This is a genomic window from Ruegeria sp. CF2 (assembly GCF_056537385.1).
The window spans coordinates 1,825,171-1,845,672 of the sequence record NZ_JBQFRL010000001.1 but is presented as its reverse complement, the minus strand read 5'-3'; the positions used below and the strand labels follow the sequence as shown (position 1 = coordinate 1,845,672).

At 62.0% G+C, this 20,502-nt stretch carries 21 protein-coding genes; 7 read left to right on the top strand and 14 right to left on the bottom strand.

Annotated elements, in window-relative coordinates; genetic code table 11:
* The first annotated feature begins 1 nt into the window (after position 1).
* On the top strand, positions 2–766 hold the full coding sequence (locus ACR0IR_RS09250) for a Hint domain-containing protein (RefSeq protein WP_260063326.1): 765 nt from the start codon (positions 2–4) through the stop codon (positions 764–766).
* A gap of 55 nt (positions 767–821) precedes the next feature.
* Here the strand turns inward: ACR0IR_RS09250 and ACR0IR_RS09245 are convergent, their stop codons facing one another.
* The 7 genes from ACR0IR_RS09245 to ACR0IR_RS09215 all read right to left on the bottom strand — a co-directional run bounded on the left by ACR0IR_RS09245 (position 822) and on the right by ACR0IR_RS09215 (position 8,196).
* Positions 822–3,023 (bottom strand): 3-hydroxyacyl-CoA dehydrogenase NAD-binding domain-containing protein, encoded by a 2,202-nt coding sequence (locus ACR0IR_RS09245; protein ID WP_170363042.1) that lies wholly within the window; start codon positions 3,021–3,023, stop codon positions 822–824.
* A gap of 23 nt (positions 3,024–3,046) precedes the next feature.
* Complete coding sequence (locus ACR0IR_RS09240; protein ID WP_170363043.1) at positions 3,047–4,258, bottom strand: acetyl-CoA C-acetyltransferase; 1,212 nt, start codon at positions 4,256–4,258, stop codon at positions 3,047–3,049.
* 10 nt (positions 4,259–4,268) lie between these two features.
* Positions 4,269–4,907 carry a glutathione S-transferase family protein gene (locus ACR0IR_RS09235; RefSeq protein WP_170363044.1) on the bottom strand — a complete coding sequence of 213 codons (639 nt, stop codon included), beginning with the start codon at positions 4,905–4,907 and terminating at the stop codon, positions 4,269–4,271.
* 137 nt (positions 4,908–5,044) lie between these two features.
* Entirely contained in the window at positions 5,045–5,257 is a 213-nt protein-coding gene (locus tag ACR0IR_RS09230) for a hypothetical protein (RefSeq protein ID WP_005981899.1), read from the bottom strand.
* 56 nt (positions 5,258–5,313) lie between these two features.
* Entirely contained in the window at positions 5,314–7,095 is a 1,782-nt protein-coding gene (locus tag ACR0IR_RS09225) for an acyl-CoA dehydrogenase C-terminal domain-containing protein (protein WP_170363045.1), read from the bottom strand.
* Positions 7,096–7,142: 47 nt separating this feature from the next.
* Complete coding sequence (locus tag ACR0IR_RS09220) at positions 7,143–7,544, bottom strand: MerR family transcriptional regulator (protein WP_093962630.1); 402 nt, start codon at positions 7,542–7,544, stop codon at positions 7,143–7,145.
* 283 nt (positions 7,545–7,827) lie between these two features.
* Entirely contained in the window at positions 7,828–8,196 is a 369-nt protein-coding gene (locus tag ACR0IR_RS09215; protein WP_170337669.1) for a MerR family transcriptional regulator, read from the bottom strand.
* Between the two features lie 113 nt (positions 8,197–8,309).
* Here ACR0IR_RS09215 and ACR0IR_RS09210 point away from each other — a divergent pair, with 113 nt between their 5' ends.
* The 3 genes from ACR0IR_RS09210 to ACR0IR_RS09200 are packed head-to-tail and all read left to right on the top strand — an operon-like array spanning position 8,310 to position 10,571.
* Positions 8,310–8,729: a PaaI family thioesterase gene (locus ACR0IR_RS09210; protein WP_170358398.1), complete on the top strand. Its 420-nt coding sequence runs from the start codon at positions 8,310–8,312 to the stop codon at positions 8,727–8,729.
* Position 8,730: 1 nt separating this feature from the next.
* Entirely contained in the window at positions 8,731–9,249 is a 519-nt protein-coding gene (locus ACR0IR_RS09205; RefSeq protein WP_170358400.1) for a PaaI family thioesterase, read from the top strand.
* 5 nt (positions 9,250–9,254) lie between these two features.
* Entirely contained in the window at positions 9,255–10,571 is a 1,317-nt protein-coding gene (locus tag ACR0IR_RS09200; protein WP_480779060.1) for an MATE family efflux transporter, read from the top strand.
* Here ACR0IR_RS09200 and arsC read toward each other — a convergent pair.
* The 4 genes from arsC to ACR0IR_RS09180 are packed head-to-tail and all read right to left on the bottom strand — an operon-like array spanning position 10,568 to position 12,727.
* Positions 10,568–10,909, bottom strand: coding sequence for an arsenate reductase (glutaredoxin) (gene arsC, locus ACR0IR_RS09195; RefSeq protein WP_480779059.1), 342 nt, complete (start codon positions 10,907–10,909; stop codon positions 10,568–10,570). The two genes, ACR0IR_RS09200 and arsC, sit on opposite strands and share 4 nt — an antisense overlap.
* The gene (locus tag ACR0IR_RS09190) at positions 10,906–11,964 is read right to left on the bottom strand and encodes a quinone-dependent dihydroorotate dehydrogenase (protein ID WP_480779058.1); all 1,059 of its coding nucleotides are present in this window, start codon (positions 11,962–11,964) and stop codon (positions 10,906–10,908) included. Before ACR0IR_RS09190 ends, arsC begins: the two co-directional genes overlap by 4 nt.
* Complete coding sequence (locus tag ACR0IR_RS09185) at positions 11,961–12,392, bottom strand: DUF1330 domain-containing protein (protein WP_480779057.1); 432 nt, start codon at positions 12,390–12,392, stop codon at positions 11,961–11,963. The genes ACR0IR_RS09190 and ACR0IR_RS09185 overlap by 4 nt, the downstream gene beginning before the upstream one ends.
* Positions 12,389–12,727 (bottom strand): DUF952 domain-containing protein, encoded by a 339-nt coding sequence (locus ACR0IR_RS09180; RefSeq protein ID WP_480779107.1) that lies wholly within the window; start codon positions 12,725–12,727, stop codon positions 12,389–12,391. Before ACR0IR_RS09180 ends, ACR0IR_RS09185 begins: the two co-directional genes overlap by 4 nt.
* Before the next feature lie 107 nt (positions 12,728–12,834).
* Between ACR0IR_RS09180 and ACR0IR_RS09175 the strand changes: the two genes are divergently transcribed.
* Positions 12,835–14,412, top strand: coding sequence for a bifunctional metallophosphatase/5'-nucleotidase (locus ACR0IR_RS09175; protein WP_170366555.1), 1,578 nt, complete (start codon positions 12,835–12,837; stop codon positions 14,410–14,412).
* A 63-nt stretch (positions 14,413–14,475) separates the two neighbouring features.
* On the opposite strand, the gene ACR0IR_RS09170 is transcribed toward ACR0IR_RS09175, so the two are convergent.
* The gene (locus ACR0IR_RS09170) at positions 14,476–16,128 is read right to left on the bottom strand and encodes a tetratricopeptide repeat-containing sulfotransferase family protein (protein ID WP_170363051.1); all 1,653 of its coding nucleotides are present in this window, start codon (positions 16,126–16,128) and stop codon (positions 14,476–14,478) included.
* A gap of 55 nt (positions 16,129–16,183) precedes the next feature.
* Between ACR0IR_RS09170 and ACR0IR_RS09165 the strand changes: the two genes are divergently transcribed.
* A complete protein-coding gene (locus ACR0IR_RS09165) occupies positions 16,184–16,852 on the top strand; it encodes an SOS response-associated peptidase (protein ID WP_170363052.1) in 669 nt (222 codons plus the stop codon).
* Positions 16,853–16,903: 51 nt separating this feature from the next.
* Positions 16,904–17,956 (top strand): tRNA 2-selenouridine(34) synthase MnmH, encoded by a 1,053-nt coding sequence (gene mnmH, locus ACR0IR_RS09160; RefSeq protein WP_170363053.1) that lies wholly within the window; start codon positions 16,904–16,906, stop codon positions 17,954–17,956.
* Here mnmH and selD read toward each other — a convergent pair.
* Together selD and ACR0IR_RS09150 are read right to left on the bottom strand one after the other, a co-directional pair.
* Positions 17,947–20,106 carry a selenide, water dikinase SelD gene (gene selD / locus ACR0IR_RS09155; RefSeq protein WP_170363054.1) on the bottom strand — a complete coding sequence of 720 codons (2,160 nt, stop codon included), beginning with the start codon at positions 20,104–20,106 and terminating at the stop codon, positions 17,947–17,949. The genes mnmH and selD overlap by 10 nt on opposite strands.
* 4 nt (positions 20,107–20,110) lie before the next feature.
* The gene (locus ACR0IR_RS09150) at positions 20,111–20,497 is read right to left on the bottom strand and encodes a Na+/H+ antiporter subunit G (RefSeq protein WP_093962618.1); all 387 of its coding nucleotides are present in this window, start codon (positions 20,495–20,497) and stop codon (positions 20,111–20,113) included.
* Positions 20,498–20,502: the final 5 nt, after the last annotated feature.

Below are 20,502 nucleotides of genomic sequence, written 5' to 3'. Positions count from 1 at the left end.
CGTGTTGGAAGTAGTGAGTGTTTCGGGGTTTTCCGAAAATAATATCCAGACCGTACCGGGTGACGCCGTTTCGGTCAGGCGTGGCGGATTGCTGCATGGGACGAAGGTTGCCACCACCAGTGGCTGGAAACTGGCCGAGGCATTGGTCGCCGGGGATCTGGTCAGAACGATGGACAACGGGTTCCAGGAAGTGAAACGCGTGTCCCACGACAGAATAGCCGTACCGGCTGGCGAGGTTCGACCTGACTTTTTGCCCGTGCGCGTGCCGTCCCGCGCGGCATATAACGGTCGCGCGGTCTGGCTAATGCCCGAGCAGGGAATGGCCGTAGCCTTGTCTTCTGATGGCAGCATCGACGAGGGGCTGGCGATCATTCCGGCGCGTCTGCTGAGCGGGCACTTCAGCTTTTCCTCTCGGACACCGGCAGAGGAATTCCAGGTCACATCGCTGTTTTTTGAGCAGGACGAAGTGGTCTTTATCGAGGGTGGCTTTCAAGCCTTCTGTTCCTCGTGCCGCATCCGTTCGCTGTCTGGCCCGTCCCGACGATCCTACGCGGTGCTGGAAGAATCCGAGGCGCGGAGCCTCGTTACATCTATCGCAGAGGCCGGCGAACTGTCGGCCCTTGCAAACCCGTTGGGTGCACTGCCTGCACCCATCCCGCAGGAACCGATCTTTCCGATACGTCCCCCATCGGGGGTGCGGCGTCCGGGACGTCCGGGGCGGCCCAACGTGCCGGCCTTGTTTCTGCGGCCTGAATGGCAGACCTGACCAAACACTCTAAGAAAGATGCTGGCGCATGGGATCATGCGCCAGCATCACTTGTTCAGGCAGCCTTGGCTTCGGGGTCGAAGCGGCCGTAGAAGGTCTGACCTTTTTCGGCCATCTCGCGCAGCAGCGGCGGGCAGGCGAAGCGGTCACCGTATTTCTCCGACAGCTGGTCACAACGCTCGGCCGCGTAAGGCGCACCGATGATATCAAGCCAACTGAACGGACCGCCCGACCACGGCGCAAAGCCCCAGGCCAGGATGGCGCCGACATCGCCTTCGCGGATGTCTTCCAGAACACCTTCTTCAAGCGCGCGCACGGCTTCAAGAACCTGTGCGAACATCAGGCGTTCCTGTACCTCGATCAAGTCGGGCTGCTGCTCGGCCAGCGGATACTTGTCCTGCAGACCTTTCCAGTAGCCGATGCGCTTGCCGTTTTCGTCATAATCGAAGAACCCGGCCTTGGACTTGCGGCCCAGGCGACCCTGTTCTTCCATCCAGAAGATCAGATCGTCCGCCGGGCTTTCCGGGTAGGCGTCGCCCATTGCCGCCTTGGTCGCCCGGGCAATCTTGGCGCCCAGGTCGATCGAAGTTTCGTCGGTTAGCTGAACCGGACCCACCGGGAAGCCCAGTTGACGGGCGGCGTTGTCGACCAGAACCGGGCTGACGCCTTCGGTGATCATCCGCGCCCCTTCGTTGATGTAGGGGATGATGCAGCGGTTGCAGTAGAAGAACCGCGCGTCATTGACCACGATCGGCGTCTTGCGGATCTGGCGGACATAGTCCAGCGCCTTGGCCACGGCCCGGTCACCGGTTTCCTTGCCCTTGATGATCTCGACCAGGAACATCTTCTCGACCGGCGAGAAGAAGTGGATGCCGATGAACTGGTCGGGCCGCTTGCTGGCCTTGGCCAGTTCGGTGATCGGCAGGGTCGAGGTGTTCGAGGCAAAGATGCAATCCTCGGGAATGATCGCCTCAACCTTCTGGGTCATCTCGGCCTTGACCTTGGGATCCTCGAACACGGCTTCGATGATCAGATCGCAGCCCGCCAGCTTTTCAAGGTCCGGCGTGGCGGTGATGCGGGCCAGCATGGCCTCTTTCTTCTCGGCCGTGACCTTGCCACGCTTCATGCCCTTGTCCAGATAGGCTTCGGTATAGGCCTTGCCTTTGTCCGCGGCGGCCTGATCGCGGTCGATCAGCACAACCTCCATCCCGGCCTGCGCCGAGACCAACGAGATGCCCGCGCCCATCATGCCCGCACCCAGAACGCCGATTTTCTTGACCGACTGATCCGGAATGCCTCGCGGACGCACAGCGCCTTTTTCCAGCGCTTCCTTGTTCAGGAACAGCGAACGGATCATCGCGCCCGAGGACGGGTTCATCAGTACCGAGGTGAACCAGCGCGCCTCGATCTTCAGCGCGGTGTCGAAATCGACCAGTGCGCCCTCATAGACCGCGCTCAGCAGGGCTTTGGCTGCCGGGAAGGCGCCTTGGGTCTTGCCGTTCACCATGGCCGAGGCACCCACGAAGTTCATGAAGCCCGCCGGGTGATAGGGCGCGCCGCCGGGCATCTTGTAGCCCTTCGCGTCCCACGGCTTGACCAGATCGGCCTCCTTGGCGTTCAGCACCCATTCCTTGGCCGCGGCCAGCGGATCGGCTGCGATCTCGTCGATGTAGCCTGCGCCCTTGGCCTTTTTCACGTCCAGCATCTTGCCTTCCAGCAGCAGCGGAGCCGCCGCGATGGCGCCCACCTTGCGGACCATCCGGGTGGTGCCGCCCGCGCCGGGGAAGATGCCGACCATGATTTCCGGCAGGCCGTATTTGGCCTTGGGGTTCTCGGCGGCAAAGATGCGATGGGTCGCCAGCGGCAGCTCCATGCCGATGCCGGCGGCCGTGCCGGGCAGGGCGGCCGCGATCGGTTTGCCACCTTTCTTGGTCTTGGGGTCCATGCCGGCCAGCTCGATCTTGCGCAGCAGGGCGTGCATCTTCATCGTGCCTTCGAACAGGCCCTTGGCCGGGTCGTCGCCCGCCTGTTCCTTCATAACCGCCAGCAGATTCAGGTCCATGCCGCCGGCGAACGAGCCTACCTTGCCGCTGGTGATCACGATGCCTTTGATCTCGTCATCGGCCAGGGCCTGATCAATGCAGTCGTTCAGTTCGGACAGGCCGTCGAACGACATCACGTTCATGGTCTTGCCGGGGACGTCCCAGGTGATGATGCCAACGCCGTCGGCGTCTTTGGTCAGTGTAAAATCAGCCATTTTTCTTCTCCTGATCCCCGCCGTTACACACGTTCGATGATGGTTGCCGCGCCCATGCCGGATGCAATGCACAAGGTGGCCAGACCGGTTTCCTTGTCCTGGCGCTCCAACTCGTCCAGCAGGGTGCCGATGATGATCGCGCCTGTGGCGCCCAGCGGGTGGCCCATGGCGATCGAGCCGCCATTGACGTTGACCAGCGCTGGATCGACGTCAAATGCCTGCTGGAACCGCAGCACGACCGAGGCGAAGGCCTCGTTGACCTCGAACAGGTCCAGATCGCTGATCTTCATGCCGGTTTCGGCCAGGATCTTTTCGGTCACCGGAACCGGACCGGTCAGCATGATGGTCGGGTCGGTGCCGATCTTGGCGGTGGCCTTGATGCGGGCGCGCGGCTTCAGGCCGTATTTCTCGCCAAATTCCTTGTTGCCGATCAGAACGGCCGCCGCACCGTCCACGATGCCCGAGCTATTGCCGGCATGGTGGATGTGGTTGATCTTTTCCAGATGCGGGTATTTCAGCATCGCCACCTTGTCGAAACCGGGCATCTGCTCGCCCATCATCTGGAAGGACGGGTTCAGCGCGCCGAGGCTCTGCATGTCGGTGCCGGGGCGCATGTATTCGTCGCGGTCCAGAATAGTCAGGCCGTTGCGGTCCTTGACGGTGATCACCGACTTGCCAAAGCGGTTCTCTTCCCACGCCTTGGCCGCACGCTTCTGAGACTCGACGGCCAGCGCGTCGGCATCGTCACGGCTGAAACCGTATTCGGTGGCGATGATGTCGGCCGAGATGCCCTGCGGGACGAAATAGGTCTCCATCGCCAGCGACGGGTCGACCGCGATGGCGGCGCCGTCGCTGCCCATGGGCACGCGGCCCATCATCTCGACGCCACCGGCGATATAGGCCTCGCCCGCGCCGCCTTTGACCTGGTTGGCGGCCAGGTTCACGGCCTCCATCCCGGAGGCGCAGAACCGGTTGATGGCCAGGCCGGGGATCGTTTCATCCAGGTCCGAGGCCAGAACCGCGGATCGCGCCAGGCAGCCGCCCTGTTCCATTACCTGGGTGACGTTGCCCCAGATCACGTCCTCGACGGCGTGGCCTTCCAGGTTGTTGCGTTCCTTGATGGCGTTCAGGGCCACCGCCGACAGGCGCACCGAGGTCACCTCGTGCAGGCTGCCGTCCTTGCGGCCCTTGCCGCGCGGGGTGCGCAGGGCATCATAAATGTAAGCTTCGGTCATACTTCTCTCCTCAAGCTCGATCCGACGGATTGCCGGGCATCAGGTCATAGGGCTGTTTCCATCCGGGCTGCTCGGACAGGCGGGTCAGCCAGGCGTCGATATGGGGCCATTCGGCGCGGTCAAAGCCGAAGGGTTCAGGGTAATACAGGTAGCCGCCGCAGCTGAGATCGGCGTTGGTCACACTGTCGCCGACGATCCAGTCGCGCCCCTCAAGATGCGCGTTCAGCACCTGATAGGCGGCTTTCAGTCGGCCCTGGTTGAAGGCGATCACATCCGGGTTGCGGTGCTGTTCGGGCAGAAAGTTGATCAGGAACCGGGTCATGCCAGCCATCGAGCTGAACTTGTGGTTGTCCCACAGCACCCAGCGCAGGATGTCATAGTTCTCTTCCCGCGTCTTTCCGCCGAATTTCCCGGACTTCTCGGTGACATAGGCCTGAATCGCGCCCGACTGGCTGGTCCGGAAATCTCCGTCGATCAACACCGGCGCTTCGCCCATTTCGTTGACTTCGGCGCGGTATTCGGGGGTTCGGGTCTGGCCGTTGAAGAAATCGACAAAGACCGGCTCCCATTCCAACCCCGACATCTCGAGCGCAAGGGCGGCCTTGTACGAGTTTCCGCTTTCTCCGAAGCAATGCAGTTTTATCGTCATGCACTCACCCCTCCCAAGGCGGTTTGTACGGTTTCGTCACGCACGTGTTTCAAGAAAGACCTGTCTTGCGGGCAGCAGCCGCGTTCGGACTTGTCTTGCTGAAAACACGCCGGGCCTGGGCCAGGCATCGGGGTCGTTTAGCGTTTGCGCGCCTCAAGCTCGGAATTGAAGATGCGCAGCCGGTGGGTCAGGTTCTCCTCGTCGATCACGCTGTTGAAATTCTCGAACAGGAATGACAGCGCCTCTCCTTCGTCCAGCCCGGCCTCGCGGGCAAACCCCTTGAGTTTTCGATACCCGTCCTCGGTCATGGCGACGGGAAAGCGGCGGGTCAGGCGAAAGCGTTTGGGCATGTCATCTCCTCCATGAGCGCTGGTTCCGGGCGGGTTCGCCCGGAACCAGACTGGGATCAGAAGTTCGCCGCGTCCAGTGCCATCACCGTGTCGGCGCCGGTCTGGATCCGCGCGAGGTGCATGCCCGTGGCCGGCAGACGGCGCGCCATGTAGTAGCGGCCGGTAGCGATCTTGGTCTCGTAGAAGTCCTTGTCGGACGCACCGGCATCCAGCGCTTCCTGTGCGGCCTTGGCCATCTGCGCCCACATCAGACCCAGGCAGACATGACCGAACATGTGCATGAAGTCATACGAGCCCGACAGAGCGTTGTTCGGGTTGGTCATGCCGTTCTGCATGAAGTACATGCCGGCGGCCTGCAGATCCTTCGACGCGGCCTTCAGCGGTTCGATGAACGCCTTGTCATAGGCTTCGTCCTTGCCGCTGTTTTCCTTGCAGAAGGTTTTGACCAAGTCGAAGAAGGCCATGACATGCTTGCCGCCGTCCTGCGCCAGCTTGCGGCCCACCAGATCCAGCGCCTGAACGCCGTTGGCGCCTTCGTAGATCATGGCGATGCGGGCGTCGCGGGTGTATTGCGACATGCCCCATTCCTCGATGTAGCCATGGCCGCCATAGACCTGCTGGGCCTGAACGGTCATGTCATAGCCCTCGTCGGTCAAAAAGCCCTTGATGACCGGGGTCATCAGCGAGATCAGCCCGTCGGCGTCCTTGTCGCCTGCGCGGTGCGCCTTGTCGATCAGGGTCGCGCCCCACAGGATGAAGGCCCGCGCGCCTTCCACAAAGCTTTTCTGGTCCATCAGGCTGCGGCGGATGTCGGGATGTACGATCAGCGGATCGGCCGGACCGTCAGGGTTTTTGGCACCGGTCACGTCGCGCCCCTGCAGGCGGTCCTTGGCGTATTCCAGCGCGTTCTGATAGGCGGCCTCGGCCTGAGCCAGACCTTGCATGCCGACACCCAGACGCGCTTCGTTCATCATGGTGAACATGGCGCGCATGCCTTTGTGTTCCTGACCCAGCAGGTAGCCGGTTGCGCCGTCATAGTTCATCACGCAGGTCGAGTTGCCGTGGATGCCCATTTTTTCTTCGATCTTGCCGACCGAAACGCCGTTGCGCTCGCCAAGGCTGCCGTCTTCGTTCACCAGGAACTTGGGGACGATGAACAGCGATACGCCCTTAATGCCCTCGGGTCCGCCGGGGATCTTGGCCAACACCAGGTGGATGATGTTGTCGGCCATGTCGTGATCGCCGGACGAGATAAAGATCTTCTGGCCGGTGATCTTGTAGCTGCCATCGCCCTGCGGCTCGGCCTTGGTGCGCATCAGGCCCAGATCGGTGCCGCAATGCGGCTCGGTCAGGTTCATGGTGCCGGTCCATTCACAGCTGACCATCTTGGGCAGATATGTGTCTTTCTGCGCGTCGGTGCCATGCGCCAGGATGGCCGAGGCCGCGCCGTGGGTCAGGCCCTGATACATGGTGAAAGCCTGGTTCGCGGCCGAGAACATCTCGCCCACGGCCGTGCCAAGAACATAAGGCATGTTCTGGCCGCCATATTCCTCGGGCATGTCCAGACCGGTCCAGCCGCCTTCCTTGACCTGCTCGAACGCATCCTTGAACCCGGTCGGGGTGTAGACGACGCCGTTTTCCAACCGGCAGCCTTCGGTATCGCCGACCACGTTCAGCGGGTGCAGCAGGTTGACGGCGACCTTGCCGGCCTCTTCCAGAACGGCGCCCGTGAACTCGGGCTCCAGCTCATTGTAGCCCGGAATATCCGAGGCCGAGATTTTCAGAACGTTATGCAGAACGAATTGCGTGTCTTTGGTAGGCGCGTTGTAAACGGGCATTTGAAGCTCCCTTAATTCAGATGTCCGGGTGGCAGGCGGGCGAGGAGTTACTCGGCCGCCTTCTTTTCCTGTTTCATCGAGGCGATGACCTTTTCGCCCCAGCGCAACTGTTCCTTCAGATCGTCGATCGCCTGGGTCAGTTCCTCGCGGCGGGCTTCCATGTCCGCCAGGCGCTCGCACGCGATTTCATAGGTGCGGGTCATCTGGGTCAGTTGCTGGTCGCCGACATGGTACAGATCCAGAAGCTGACGGATCTCTTCCAGGCTGAAACCAAAGCGTTTGCCGCGAAGGATCAGCTTGAGCCGCGCCCTGTCACGTTTGGTGAACAGCCGTTTCTGGCCCTCACGGATCGGAAACAGAAGCTCTTTGGCTTCGTAGAACCGCAAGGTCCGCGGCGTGACGTCATAGGTCTCGCACATCTCGCGGATGGTCATAAGATCTTCGGTCATTGGTCACCCTCTCGTCGCTGGCGTCATGAGAAAGTTGCGCAGTCGATGGCCGCTTTACAACATGAGATTGACGTTTACGTAATCCAGACGCTGCGTCACAAAGAAATTGACGTAACTTCCGGTCGCGTAAAGCGGCGGGTTGGCAATTTTCTTTCCGTTGGGTCAGCCAAATCCACTGTACCCGCGCGGTTCGAATCCGACGGGCAGGCGGCAGGGCGCCAGCCAAAAAATGCAGATTTCCGGTGTAATGAAGGATGGATTTGGGGGGCTCGAACCGGCCGATTTAGGTCAGGGAGTTGGCCGTTTGATCGCGAAGGCGCTGCAACTCGTCCATAGCTTCGTCCAGTTGCTGACGCTGCTGACGCAGCTCTTCCATCTGGCGGTCGGCCATTTCGATAAAGGTAGCCATCTGGGCCTTGTTGCCTTGATCTTCGTAGATCAACAACCACTGCCGGATTTCCTCAAGTGGAAACCCGAACTTTCGGCCACGCATGATCAGCTTCATCCGCGCACGCTCGCGCGGACCGTAAAACCGGGACCGTCCCTCCCGGTCTGGCTGCAGCAGCTCGATATACTCGTAGTAGCGCAGGGTGCGCGGAGTCACGTCGAACTCGGCGCACATCTCTTTGAATGACAAACGCTTGTCGGACATTCCTGTTCTCCTCGGTTGCAACCTAGGGCGTTGTGCGGACAAGCGCAACAGGCGGGCTTGCCCTTTGCGCGCAGAGCAGATCATAAAGGGGCAGGACAACAGGACTGAACCTCATGGTCGACAAGACAGTACTCGCCCGCCAGTTCATCGAGGCGATCCCCCATGCGCGGGCCCTGGGCCTGACGCTGACCCATATCGGCGAGGGTGAGGCCGAGATCACCATGCCTTACAACGAGGATCTGATCGGCGATCCCCGCACTGGCGTGATTCACGGCGGGGCTGTGTCGGCCAGCCTGGATACTTGCTGCGGGGCTGCGGTCATGAGCCATCCGGCGGCGCCGGGCGGCACAGCAACCATCGATCTGCGCATCGACTACATGCGCGCCGCAACGCCCGGCCAGACGATCACCACCCGCGCGACCTGCTATCACATCACGCGCAATGTGGCCTTCGTGCGCGCAACTGCCATGGACGACGATCAGGATCGCCCGGTGGCCACCGCCTCGGGCGCCTTCACAGTCGAGGGGAAGTGAGATGGCAAGACCCCGTCCCGAACCGATGCAGGTGGTGAAACAGCGCCGCGACGCGGCCCTCAAGGCGCTGGTCGAGGGGGTTCCGTATATCCGGTTCCTCAATATCAGCTTCGACCGGCGCGGAGACGAACTGACCGGAGTTCTGAATTTCGACGAAAAGCTGATCGGCAACCCGTTCCTGCCGGCGATTCATGGGGGCGTCACGGCGGCCTTTCTCGAGGTGACGGCGGTGATCACGCTCAGCTGGGAGCACCTGTTCCCGCGCATCGAAAGCGGTGAGATCGATGCCGAGGACATCATCTCCGATCACAGTATCCGCTTTCCCAAGACCATCGATTTCACGGTGGATTACCTGCGCTCGGGCCTGCCGCGCGATGCCTATGCACGCGCCTTCATCAGCCGGGCGGGTCGGCGGTATGCCTCGGTGCGCGTCGAGGCTTGGCAGGACAACCACGCCAAGCTGTTCGCGCAGGCCGCAGGGCATTTCCTGATGCCGCAAGAGCCTTCGGCCAAGAGCTGAGCAAAATGCGGGACGCCTCGGCACCCATTACGCACAGACGGGTGCTGAAGATCGCGGTGCCGATCGTGCTGTCCAACGCGACGGTGCCGATTCTGGGCGCGGTAGATACCGGCGTGGTCGGCCAGATGGGGCAGGCCGCCCCGATCGGCGCGGTTGGCATTGGCGCGGTCATTCTGGCCACGATCTATTGGGTGTTCGGTTTTCTGCGCATGGGCACGACCGGTCTGGCCGCACAGGCCCGAGGCGCGGGAGACACGGCCGAAACCGGTGCTCTGCTCATGCGCGGTCTGCTCTTGGGTGGCGCGGCTGGGCTGTTCTTTATCGTGGCGCAGGTGGCGGTATTCGCAGGGGCGTTCGCGCTGTCGCCCGCCAGCCCCGAGGTCGAGGCGCTGACGCGCAAATACCTCGAGATTCGGATCTGGGGCGCGCCGGCGACCATTGCGCTTTATGCCGTGACGGGGTGGCTAATCGCGGTCGAGCGCACGCGCGGCGTGTTCGTCCTGCAGGTTTGGATGAACGGGCTGAACATCCTGCTGGATCTGTGGTTCGTGCTGGGGCTGGGCTGGGGCGTCGAAGGGGTGGCGGTGGCCACGCTGATTGCCGAATGGACGGGTCTGGCGCTGGGTCTGTGGCTGTGCCGCGATGCGTTCGGGGGTAATCAATGGCGCGATTGGGCGCGGATCTTCGACCCCGCCCGCCTGCGCCGGATGATGCAGGTCAATGGCGACATCATGATCCGGTCGGTCCTGCTGACCGGGTCCTTCACCACCTTTCTGTTCGTGGGCGCCGATCTGGGCGACGTGACGCTGGCCGCCAACCAGGTGCTGCTGCAGTTCCTGGAAATCACCGCCTTTGCGTTGGACGGGTTCGCCTTTTCTGCCGAGGCATTGGTAGGCAGCGCCGTCGGAGCCAAGGACCGATACCAGGTCCGGCGCGCCTCGGTCATGGCGTCGCAATGGGGCGTCGGCGGGGCTCTGGTGCTGGGGGCCACGTTTTTTGTGGCAGGGCCCGCATTGATCGACCTGATGGCCACCGCGCCCGAGGTGCGGATCACGGCGCGCGAATACCTGATCTGGGCGGCGCTGGCCCCGGTGGTCGGCGTTGCCAGCTGGATGTTCGACGGCATCTACATCGGCGCCACCTGGACCCGCGCCATGCGCACCGCCATGATCCAGTCGGTGGCGATTTATGTGGTGGCGCTGTTCCTGCTGGTGCCGACCATGGGAAATCACGGGCTGTGGGCCGCGCTGATGGTGCTGAACACCGCCCGCGCGGTGACGCTGGGCCTGCGCTATCCCCGGCTCGAGGCGCAGGTGGCCTAGAGCAGGGTCAGCAGGTTCTCGGGCGGGCGACCGATGGCGGCCTTGTCGGCGGTGATCCCGACGGGGCGTTCGATGAGGATCGGGTTCTCGGCCATGGCCTGAACCAAGGCCTCCTCGGGTATTTCCTTGCTCAGCCCCAGTTCCTTGAACCGCGCCTCGCCCCGGCGCATCATCTCGATCGCCGGGATGCCCAGCCGGGACAGCACCGCGCGCAGCTCATCCGCGTTGGGCGCGTCCTCGAGGTATCTGCGAACGGTGACTTCAGCGCCGCGGTCCTGCAGCAGGGCCAGCCCAGCGCGCGATTTTGAACAGCGTGGGTTGTGCCAGTATTCGATCACAGCCAATCCTCTCGTTTGCTGCCGACGGCGTCGGCCACCGATTTGAACCCGTCCCGCGCCAGCAGGGCGTCCAGCCCCCGCGCGATCTCGGCCGCCAGCGACAGGCCGCCATAGACCATCGCGGTATAGAACTGCACGGCCGAGGCCCCGGCGCAGATCTTGGCATAGGCCTGTTCGGCCGTGCCGATGCCACCCACGCCGATCAGCGGAATCTGCCCGTCGGTCAACTGGCTCAGCCGAGCCAGAATGCGGGTCGATTTCTCGAACAGGGGCGCGCCTGACAATCCGCCGGCCTGGTCCTTGTGCAGGCTGCGCAGCCCTTCGCGCGACAAGGTCGTGTTGGTGGCGATGACACCGTCGATGCCCGTGTCACGGGCGACATCGGCGATGTCCCGCAGTTCGTCATCCGTCAGGTCGGGGGCGATCTTCAGAAACACCGGGACCCGCCGCGCCAAGGCATCGCGGGTGTCCAGCACACCTGCCAGCAGGGCGCTCAGCGCTTCTTTCCCCTGCAGGTCGCGCAGCTTTTCGGTGTTGGGTGACGAGACATTCACCGTGGCGAAATCCAGCCATTGCCCGCAATGGGCCAGCACATGCGCAAAATCCCGCGCCCGGTCGGTGCTGTCTTTGTTGGCGCCCAGGTTCAGGCCGATCACCGCGTCCTTGGGGCGGTGCGCCAGACGCCGGGCCATCGCCTCCATCCCTTCGTTGTTGAAGCCGAACCGGTTGATGGCGGCGCGGTCCTCGGTCAGGCGGAACAGTCGCGGCTTGGGGTTGCCCGGCTGCGGGCGCGGGGTCACGGCGCCCACCTCAATGAATCCGAAGCCCGCGCGCGACAGCGGGCCCAGAACCTCGCCATTCTTGTCGAACCCGGCGGCCAGCCCCACCGGGTTGGGCAGGTCCAGCCCGGCAAGTTGCGTGCGCAAGCGCGTCGAGGTGACGGGACCGGGCGCCGGGGTCAAAGCCGTTTTCAGCGCCTTGATCGACAGGCCGTGCGCGGTTTCTGGGTCCAGGCGATGTAGCGCGGCCAGGGCCAGTTTCTCGGTCAGTTTCATCCGAAGGACGCTCCGGTTGGGGTAGGGGCGGTGCGGATCAGGCGCGAGTCGGCCACCGCCGCCTGCCGGTGAATGACCGCCGCGCGATAGGCCGGGTCGGTCACCATCTCCAGAAACGCATGGGCCGAGGGGTAACGGGCGATGAACATCTCGTCCCACGCTTCGCCCTTCGGGCCGATCAGCGTTGTCTGGAACGTGCCGCGCCAGATGATCGAGGCCCCCAGCCGCGCGATGATCGGGGCGGTTTCGGCACCATACCGGCGATAGGCTTCTGCGCCGCTCAGCCCCGCGCCGGCCAGGTCGTGGCCTGCGGGATAGACGGCCTTGGCGCGGAAATGCACAAGGTTCAGCATCTCGATCGGGTGATCGCGGTCCAGCGCTTTGAACGCCTCGAACTCGGCGCGGTCGGGGTCGATATGGCCGGTCATTGCATCTCCTTGGGGAAGCGGTGCGCGCCGTTTTCCAGCGACAGCGGCTTGGCCCAGACCACATCCGCCATGCGCATGTTGCGATAGAGATGCGGGAACAAGGCCCCGCCGCGCGAGACCTCCCATTTCAGATCATCGCCCATTTTCTGGGCATCGCAGGCCACGAGGGTCAGGTTTTCGACCCCGGCAAAGTGTTTGGCCGCGGTCTCGGCCGCCTGTTCTGCGGTGGAAAAATGCACGAACCCATCCGCCACATCGACCGGCGCGCCTCGGGTTTCGCCCTGTGCCTGCAGGGCCGCCCATTCCTCGGCCCGGAATATCTTGTAGATCAGCATGGCGCCGTGATGCCCCGCGCACGGGGTAGAATCAAGCCGCATTTCCCCCTTTGACTCTTTGCCGCCCTCGGCGCACGATCCTGACAATCAATAACAGGGAGTTTCAAATGATTACCCGTTTCCTGACATCCGTGGCGGCCCTTGGCCTGACTGCAGGCATGGCGGCGGCCGACTACAAGCTGACCATTCTGCACACCAACGACTTCCATTCCCGGTTCGAGCCGATCAACAAATATGACAGCGGCTGTGGCGCCGAGGACAATGCCGAGGGCAAATGCTTCGGCGGTTCGGCGCGTTTGGTGACCGCGGTCAACGACGCCCGCGCGCGGGCCGAAAACTCGATCCTCGTGGACGGCGGTGACCAGTTTCAGGGGTCGTTGTTCTATACCTATTACAAGGGCAAGGTCGCGGCCGAGTTCATGAACAAGCTGGGCTATGATGCGATGACCGTGGGCAACCACGAATTCGATGATGGCCCCGAGGTTCTGGCCGGTTTCGTTGATGCGGTCGAATTTCCGATTCTGATGTCGAATGCGAACATCGAGAACGAGGAACTTCTGACCGACCGGATCAAGAAATCGACCGTGATCGAAGTGGGTGGAGAGAAGATTGGCCTGATCGGCCTGACCCCCGAAGACACCGACGAGTTGGCCTCACCCGGGCCGAATGTCGTGTTCTCTGATCCTGTTCCGGCGGTTCAGGCCGAGGTGGACAAGCTGACGGCGGAAGGCATCAACAAGATCATCGTGCTCAGCCACTCGGGCTATGGCGTCGACCAGCGGGTCGCGCAGGAAACCACGGGTGTTGACGTGATCGTGGGCGGACATTCGAACACTTACCTGTCGAATACTTCAGACAAGGCCGCCGGGCCGTACCCGACCGTAGTGAACGGGGTGCAGATCGTTCAGGCCTATGCCTACGGCAAGTTCCTCGGCGAGTTGAACGTGACCTTTGATGACGACGGCAACGTGGTCGAGGCGGTGGGTGAACCGCTGATCATGGACAACACCGTGACCGAGGATCAGGCTGCCCTGGACCGCATCGCAGAACTGGCCAAGCCGCTGGACGAGATCCGCAACAAGGTCGTGGCCAACGCCGCGGCTCCGATCGAAGGTGACCGGTCGATCTGCCGCGTGCAGGAATGCGAGATGGGTAACCTGGTGGCCGATGCCATGCTGGCGCGGGTCGCCGATCAGGGCGTTCAGATAGCCATCGCCAACTCGGGTGGCCTGCGTGCCTCGATCGACGCGGGCGACGTGACCATGGGCGAGGTGCTGACTGTTCTGCCCTTCCAGAACACGCTCTCCACCTTTGAGATCAGTGGGCAGGGCATCATCGATGCGCTGGAAAACGGCGTAAGCCAAGTGGAAGAGGTCAAGGGTCGCTTCCCGCAGGTGGCAGGGTTGAAATTCACCTGGGATCCGTCGGTTGCTCCCAACGAAGGCCGCGTGACCGAGGTCATGGTGGCCGAAGGTGATGGGTATGTGCCGATCGATCCGGCCAAGACCTATTTGGTGGTGACCAACAACTATGTCCGCAACGGTGGCGACGGGTACAAGATGTTCTCTGGCGAGGACAAGAATGCCTATGACTTCGGTCCCGATCTTGCGGATGTGACCGCGGAATACCTTGCGGCCAATGCACCTTACACGCCCTATCTGGATGGACGTATCCAGCAGAAGTGATTGCTGACACAGAAAAAGAAAAGGCCGCATCCAAGGATGCGGCCTTTTTTGTTGGGGTTCGGCTTATTCGAATTCGTATTCGGGCCACAACTCGGGGTCGAAACCGTCCAACATGGGCCGGATATAATCCGCAACCTGACGCCAGCCGCCAACCGATTTGGTCGAGATTTTGTTGCGCACCTGGTCGATACTGGCCGTGCGCACCTGTTTCTTGTTTTCTTCCGGGTGCATCATGCTTTCGCGCCATTCGATCCCGCAGAATTCTGCAACCTGCTTGCTGTAGGTCTCGGGGTCGGCCACCAGTTTTTCGTAGGGCACCGTAAGGATGCGATCCCCGAAGATGGCATCCCAATGCTGCATGTAGCGGCGATACATGTTGGCCGAGTGCGCGATCGAGTTCAGGTTCGATGCGTATCGCATTCCGCCCGCTGGAAAACGCCGGATCCATTTCGACAGGCCGACGTCCCGTGGGTCACGCAGCATGTTGATGATCTTTGCGTTGGGGAAGGCTGCCAAAAGAAAACCAACCCGCTGGTAGTTGTGCGGCATCTTGTCGACGAAAGCGATCGAGCCCTCGGGGATCGGGGGCATCAACTCGCGGAAATGCTTGGCGAACTCCGCGGCTTCTGCGTCCGAGAATGCCTTCTTTTCGTTCGAGTATGGCGCCGAAAGGTCGGACCCGAGGTTCAGCTCTCCACATCCCGCGATGTCGGGGGCAGAACTCAGCATCATTTCCATCAAAGTGGTGCCCGACCGAGGCTGTCCGATCACGAAAATCGGCAGGGGCATTTCCTCGATCCCGGAACTTGGGACCGACGTGCTGTCAGGGAACAGGCCGCAGATGCGGCGTAGTTTGCGCTCTTCTTCTTCGAAATCGTATGGGTTTTCGTCGTGCTGCACCCTGTTTGCGACTGCAAACTGCGCAAGGGCGGCCTCCAGCCCACCGATCTTTGATTGAAGCTGTGCCAGCGTGAACTCCAGAGTCGAATTGGGGTGTTTCCGCTTTGCGATCGCGGCCTCGACCCGGGGCAACAATGCTTCGGCCTGTTCGGTGTCTACCATTGACGACAATTGGAACAACGCCGATGCGTGATACGGATCCTTGTCCAAAACACGCCACAAAAGGTCAGTACAGCCCTTCTTGTCGCCGGCTTGGTGCAGGTCCACTGCTCGGCGGAAGGCGATTTCGATGTTGTCGGGATCCAGCTCGTATGCGCGCGCAATATCGGCCGAGGCCGCATCCACGAAGCCGACGCGCCCATAGGCCCTGCTGCGGGTGGACAGCAGCTTGGGGTTGTCCGGATCGGTCATCAGTCGCTTGGTGGCGTTCTCGATGATGCTGCGCCAGTTCTTGCCCTTGAGCGTGATTTCATCGATCACCCGGACGATCTCGCGGTTGCCGGGAATCTTTTCGGCCATCTTTTCGGCATAGGCCAACGCTCGCGCGATCTGGCCGGTCTGCATCAGGGCATTCGCGATGTTTTCGACGAATTGCGGGTCGTCCGGTTTCAGGCGGGCGGCTTCCTGGAAATGCGGCAGCGATTTCTTGTACTGCTTCATCTCGGTCAGAACGAACCCGGCAATCGCGTGGTAGTCCGCGTCTTTCGGGAATTTCTTGATGCCGAGGGTAGCTTTCTTCAGAGCCTGAGGAAGCTTGCCGGAGTCCAGATCCGCCACCGCCTTGGCCTTGAGGGAATTTGGTGCTTGATTTGTCATCTGACTGCGCGAGACCCTGTGCCTGATTGAAACTTTTGTTGTTGGTTCATTACCCATGTGCGGACGGTTTGCAATAACTCTTCCCAACGATGCCATGGCGCAGCTGTTTGCTGCGCGGCCTTCAAACGCGTTGCCGGCGGTGCCCAACTACAACATCTGCCCGACAAATCAGGTGCATGTCGTGCGCGCCAGAGAGGGAGGGCGGCAGTTGGACCCGCTGCGATGGGGTTTCTTGCCACATTGGTACAAAGCCCAAAACGACGGTCCGCTGCTGATCAACGCCCGCGCCGAAACCCTGGCCCAGAAACCGGCCTTTCGCACAGCCTGCCGCGATCGGCGCTGTCTGATCGTGGCCACGGGCTTCTACGAATGGACCAAGACCCAAGACGGTGCGCGGCTGCCTTGGTACTTCCACCGCAGCAATGGTGCGCCCATCGCCTTTGCCGGCATCTGGCAGAACTGGGGCGAGGGTGAGGCGCGGCAGGCGACCTGCGCGATCGTCACGACCGCAGCCAACGACAATGTGCGTGCGGTTCATCACCGGATGCCGTTGATCATCGAACAGGCGGATTGGGCCTTGTGGCTGGGCGAGGTCGGCAAGGGGGCAGCCCGCCTGATGAAACCCGGCGCCGAGGATGTGTTGCAGTTTCACAGGGTCGGCACGGCCGTAAACTCCAACCGGGCCAGTGGGCCGGACCTTATCGCGCCCGAAGCCGATGAATGACATCAGCGGGGCCTTCTTTTCTTTTGCCATCCTGCGCGCTAAACCCCTGTCATGGCCCTGAAATTCTCAAACCTGCCGCAGCTGTACGCGCATCCGTTCGATACGATCATCGATGTGCGCAGCCCGGCAGAGTTTGCCGAGGACCATCTGCCCGGCGCCATCAACCTCCCGGTTCTGGACAATGAGGAACGCGCACGTGTCGGCACGATCTACGTTCAGCAGAGCCCGTTTCTGGCGCGCAAGCTGGGGGCCGCGTTGGTGTTTCGCAACGCCGCCACCCATATCGAGACGCAACTCAGCCACCACGAGGGCGGTTGGCGCCCTTTGGTCTATTGCTGGCGTGGCGGTCAGCGGTCGGAATCCTTCACCTGGATGCTGCAGCAGATCGGCTGGCGAGCCGAGGTAATCGAGGGCGGATACCGCAGCTATCGGCGTCTGGTGAAGCAGTACCTCTACGATGACCCGCTGCCGTTCAAGCTGGTGGCGTTGGATGGCTACACCGGCACTGCAAAAACGGAACTTCTGGCCCAGTTGCAAACGCGCGGGGTGCAGGTTCTGGATCTCGAAGCGTTGGCCAATCACCGCGGTTCGCTGCTGGGCGAGCAACCCGGCGGACAACCCAGCCAGAAAGCGTTCGAATCTGCCTTGGCCTCGGCCATGTGCGCCCTTGATCCGGCACGGCCCGTGTTGGTCGAGGCCGAGTCGTCAAAAATCGGTTCGTTGATCCTGCCCCCAGCGGTCTGGCAGAGCCTGTGCCAAGCGCCGCGAATACTTGTCACGGCAGATATCGAGGCGCGAACGGACTATCTGGTCGCTGCCTATGACGACATCCTGTCCGATGCCGAGCGTTTGCGGGACCGCCTGTCGCCGCTGCGGTTTCACCGGGGGCATGATGTCGTGGATGCGTGGATGGCTCAGATTGCCGAGGGAAACAAGAAAGCTCTGACGCGCACCTTGATGGAGCAGCACTATGACCCGGCTTACGAAAAGTCGCGAAGAAACCACCAGTTCGACGTGATCGCGCGCGTGCATGCCGCGTCCTTGACTACGAATGGGCTGGATCAGGTTGCGTCGGAAATCGAAGGGATTGTGGCTCAGCTCTGAAGGCGCAGGCCGAGTGTGTCGCTCAATACACCGATGACTGCAGCCGGGTAACCAGCGGCACGCAAATGGTCGCAGATTTTTCGTGCGTCGTCGGCCGAAACGGCAGCCAGCAACCCACCCGCGGTCTGAGGATCGAACAGCAGATCGGCCTTGCCGCCGATTGAAACTTCGGGCGCGATGGAACGATTGTCGTTGAACAAGCTGGACCGAACACCTTGCTGGCTGAGCTCGAGCGCCCCCTCTATGACCGGGACTGCGTCCAGGTTCAGGACTGCGCCACAGTTGGATGCCTCGCACAGGCCAACAAGATGCCCGGCCAGTCCGAACCCGGTGACGTCAGTCATGGCTTGGGCCTGGGCCAGAATGCGTGCGGCGCCACCCTGCGGCCGCGTCATGTGGTCATAGGCGGCCACTACCCACTCGCCGTTGGCTTGCCCTGCCATTTCCGCGGCCATCAGGACGCCGCTGCCAATCGGTTTGGTCAGGATCAACACATCACCGGGCCGCCCACCCGAAAGGGTGATCGGATCAGACCGGCACAAACCTGTGATGGTGAAACCGATGGTAAGCTCATCGCCCATCGAGCTATGGCCGCCGACGATCTCAGCCCCGGCGCCGCGCATGACTTCGGTCGCGGTTTGCATGATTTCAGCCATGGTGCGGTGTTGCAGCTGGGAGGACATGCGCGGCAGGATCAGTGTGGCCGTCGCGGCCTGTGGGGTCGCTCCCATCGCCCAAATGTCTCCCAGTGCGTGAATGGCCGCGATGCGGGTCATCAGAACAGGGTCCGGAACGACACTGCGCAAATGATCTGACGTCAGCACCTGCCGGACATCTTCAAAGGTCAGCATCGCTGCATCATCCCCGGGCAGGGGTATGATATCCGGACGGTCGAATCGCGGTATCGCGGACAGCGCGGCCTGCAAGGCGCCGCGACCTACCTTGGCGCCGCAACCGCCGCACATGGGCTTGTCGCCCAGAGCGTCGCGCAGTCCATCCGCATGGTGACGGGGAATCGCGGGGCCTGGCATCTGGGGCAGCTCACGAAAGCGACGCATGAACTTCTGGTCGATATGGTTTTTCCACCGCCACATCACAGGTCCGCTGAATGACGTCCCAAAGCGCTCGGCCAGTGCCGAGCGTTCCCCCAGCGAGACCAGCTTCAGGTAATCCTTCTGCGGCTTGTACCGGCGCATGGTTCCAGCCCCGAGAGCTGCGCGCAGGTTGTTGAAGAGAACGGGAGCCTCTCGTACGGCAAAGACGCCAGCCTTGGGGCGCGGCGTGTCATCCAGATGAGCGCAGTCGCCGACTGCGAAGACCGATGGATCGCTGGACTGCAAATACCCGTTCACTCGGATAAAGCCGTCTTGCAGGTCCAGTCCGGTCAGACCGATCCAGTCATAGGGGCGGGCGCCCGCCGCGCCAGTTGTGAAATCGGCCGTGATGTGACGCCCATCGGTCAGTTGCACGCCTTCGGGTGTGATTTGCGCAATTTTGGCTTGTTCGATGCAATCGATGCCAAGCTGTTCCATCGCCCGCCGAATGGTCTGGGCGGCCTTGGGGTTTATCGCGGTCAGAATTTGCGCCTTGTCGATCAGAGTGACCGTTGCTTCCCGACCCTTGGCGCGCAGAGCATGGGCCATGGCCATCGCCAGTTCGACGCCCGCTACACCGCCGCCAATGACCGCCACCGAAGCGGGGTCGGTTGTCTCCAGGTACTGGGCCCATTTTGCGGCAAAGGGACCAAGAGGTTTTGCAGGGATGGCATGTTCCGTGAACCCGGGCAAAGACGGCATGTCCGATGTGATTCCGACATTGATTGAGGCGACATCGAAAGCGACATCAGGGTGATCGGCCACATTCAACAGCCGCCGGTTCAGGTCCAGGCCGATCGCGGCACCCAGAATGATCCGGGCCCCCGCAAACCGTGCCAGCCGGATAAGATCGATGTCCAGGTCGCGGCGCGCGTAGTGCCCCGCGACATATCCGGGCAACATCCCGGAATAGGGCGCGGTCGGGCCAGGATTGATCACGGTCAACCGCGCGCCGGGTAGGGGGTTCATCCCCCATTTCCGAAGGAAAAGCGCATGCGTATGGCCTCCGCCCACCAGAACCAGATCGCGGGTAAGTGGCAACGAAGGTGTTTTCATGAAGTCAGTTCGCGCTGTGATCCGGGACGTCTTCGACCTGCTCGACCGCGTGGGTGGCCCAAAGCTTGTCTTCGCCCGCGTCCGGCAGATCCTCGGGGGCTTCATGGCGGTGAATGTGCCACTTGGCAATGAACAGAGCCGTGATCGGAGCCGTCAGAAACAGGAACAGCGTGATTAGCAGTTCATGCATGGAAAGGCGCTGTTCGATCAGGATCGAATGAAAGATCGAGGCCAGCAACACACCGCCCACGCCCAGCGTGGTGGCTTTGGTCGGGGCGTGCAGCCGCGACATCGGATCCTTCAGCTTGATCATGCCGAATGACCCGACAAAGCCGAAAATCCCTGAAACGATCAGGAAAAATGCAATCAGAAGCTCGAAGATGAATTCCATGGCGG

What these genes read in the sequence shown, in the direction of transcription:
- ACR0IR_RS09245 (WP_170363042.1), bottom strand. Translation starts at nt 3,023, where the DNA reads ATGGCTGATTTTACACTGACCAAAGACGCCGACGGCGTTGGCATCATC.
- ACR0IR_RS09240 (WP_170363043.1), bottom strand. Translation starts at nt 4,258, where the DNA reads ATGACCGAAGCTTACATTTATGATGCCCTGCGCACCCCGCGCGGCAAG.
- ACR0IR_RS09235 (WP_170363044.1), bottom strand. Translation starts at nt 4,907, where the DNA reads ATGACGATAAAACTGCATTGCTTCGGAGAAAGCGGAAACTCGTACAAG.
- ACR0IR_RS09230 (WP_005981899.1), bottom strand. Translation starts at nt 5,257, where the DNA reads ATGCCCAAACGCTTTCGCCTGACCCGCCGCTTTCCCGTCGCCATGACC.
- ACR0IR_RS09225 (WP_170363045.1), bottom strand. Translation starts at nt 7,095, where the DNA reads ATGCCCGTTTACAACGCGCCTACCAAAGACACGCAATTCGTTCTGCAT.
- ACR0IR_RS09220 (WP_093962630.1), bottom strand. Translation starts at nt 7,544, where the DNA reads ATGACCGAAGATCTTATGACCATCCGCGAGATGTGCGAGACCTATGAC.
- ACR0IR_RS09215 (WP_170337669.1), bottom strand. Translation starts at nt 8,196, where the DNA reads ATGTCCGACAAGCGTTTGTCATTCAAAGAGATGTGCGCCGAGTTCGAC.
- ACR0IR_RS09210 (WP_170358398.1), top strand. Translation starts at nt 8,310, where the DNA reads ATGGTCGACAAGACAGTACTCGCCCGCCAGTTCATCGAGGCGATCCCC.
- ACR0IR_RS09205 (WP_170358400.1), top strand. Translation starts at nt 8,731, where the DNA reads ATGGCAAGACCCCGTCCCGAACCGATGCAGGTGGTGAAACAGCGCCGC.
- ACR0IR_RS09200 (WP_480779060.1), top strand. Translation starts at nt 9,255, where the DNA reads ATGCGGGACGCCTCGGCACCCATTACGCACAGACGGGTGCTGAAGATC.
- ACR0IR_RS09190 (WP_480779058.1), bottom strand. Translation starts at nt 11,964, where the DNA reads ATGAAACTGACCGAGAAACTGGCCCTGGCCGCGCTACATCGCCTGGAC.
- ACR0IR_RS09185 (WP_480779057.1), bottom strand. Translation starts at nt 12,392, where the DNA reads ATGACCGGCCATATCGACCCCGACCGCGCCGAGTTCGAGGCGTTCAAA.
- ACR0IR_RS09180 (WP_480779107.1), bottom strand. Translation starts at nt 12,727, where the DNA reads ATGCTGATCTACAAGATATTCCGGGCCGAGGAATGGGCGGCCCTGCAG.
- ACR0IR_RS09175 (WP_170366555.1), top strand. Translation starts at nt 12,835, where the DNA reads ATGATTACCCGTTTCCTGACATCCGTGGCGGCCCTTGGCCTGACTGCA.
- ACR0IR_RS09170 (WP_170363051.1), bottom strand. Translation starts at nt 16,128, where the DNA reads ATGACAAATCAAGCACCAAATTCCCTCAAGGCCAAGGCGGTGGCGGAT.
- ACR0IR_RS09165 (WP_170363052.1), top strand. Translation starts at nt 16,184, where the DNA reads ATGTGCGGACGGTTTGCAATAACTCTTCCCAACGATGCCATGGCGCAG.
- mnmH (WP_170363053.1), top strand. Translation starts at nt 16,904, where the DNA reads ATGGCCCTGAAATTCTCAAACCTGCCGCAGCTGTACGCGCATCCGTTC.
- selD (WP_170363054.1), bottom strand. Translation starts at nt 20,106, where the DNA reads ATGAAAACACCTTCGTTGCCACTTACCCGCGATCTGGTTCTGGTGGGC.
- ACR0IR_RS09150 (WP_093962618.1), bottom strand. Translation starts at nt 20,497, where the DNA reads ATGGAATTCATCTTCGAGCTTCTGATTGCATTTTTCCTGATCGTTTCA.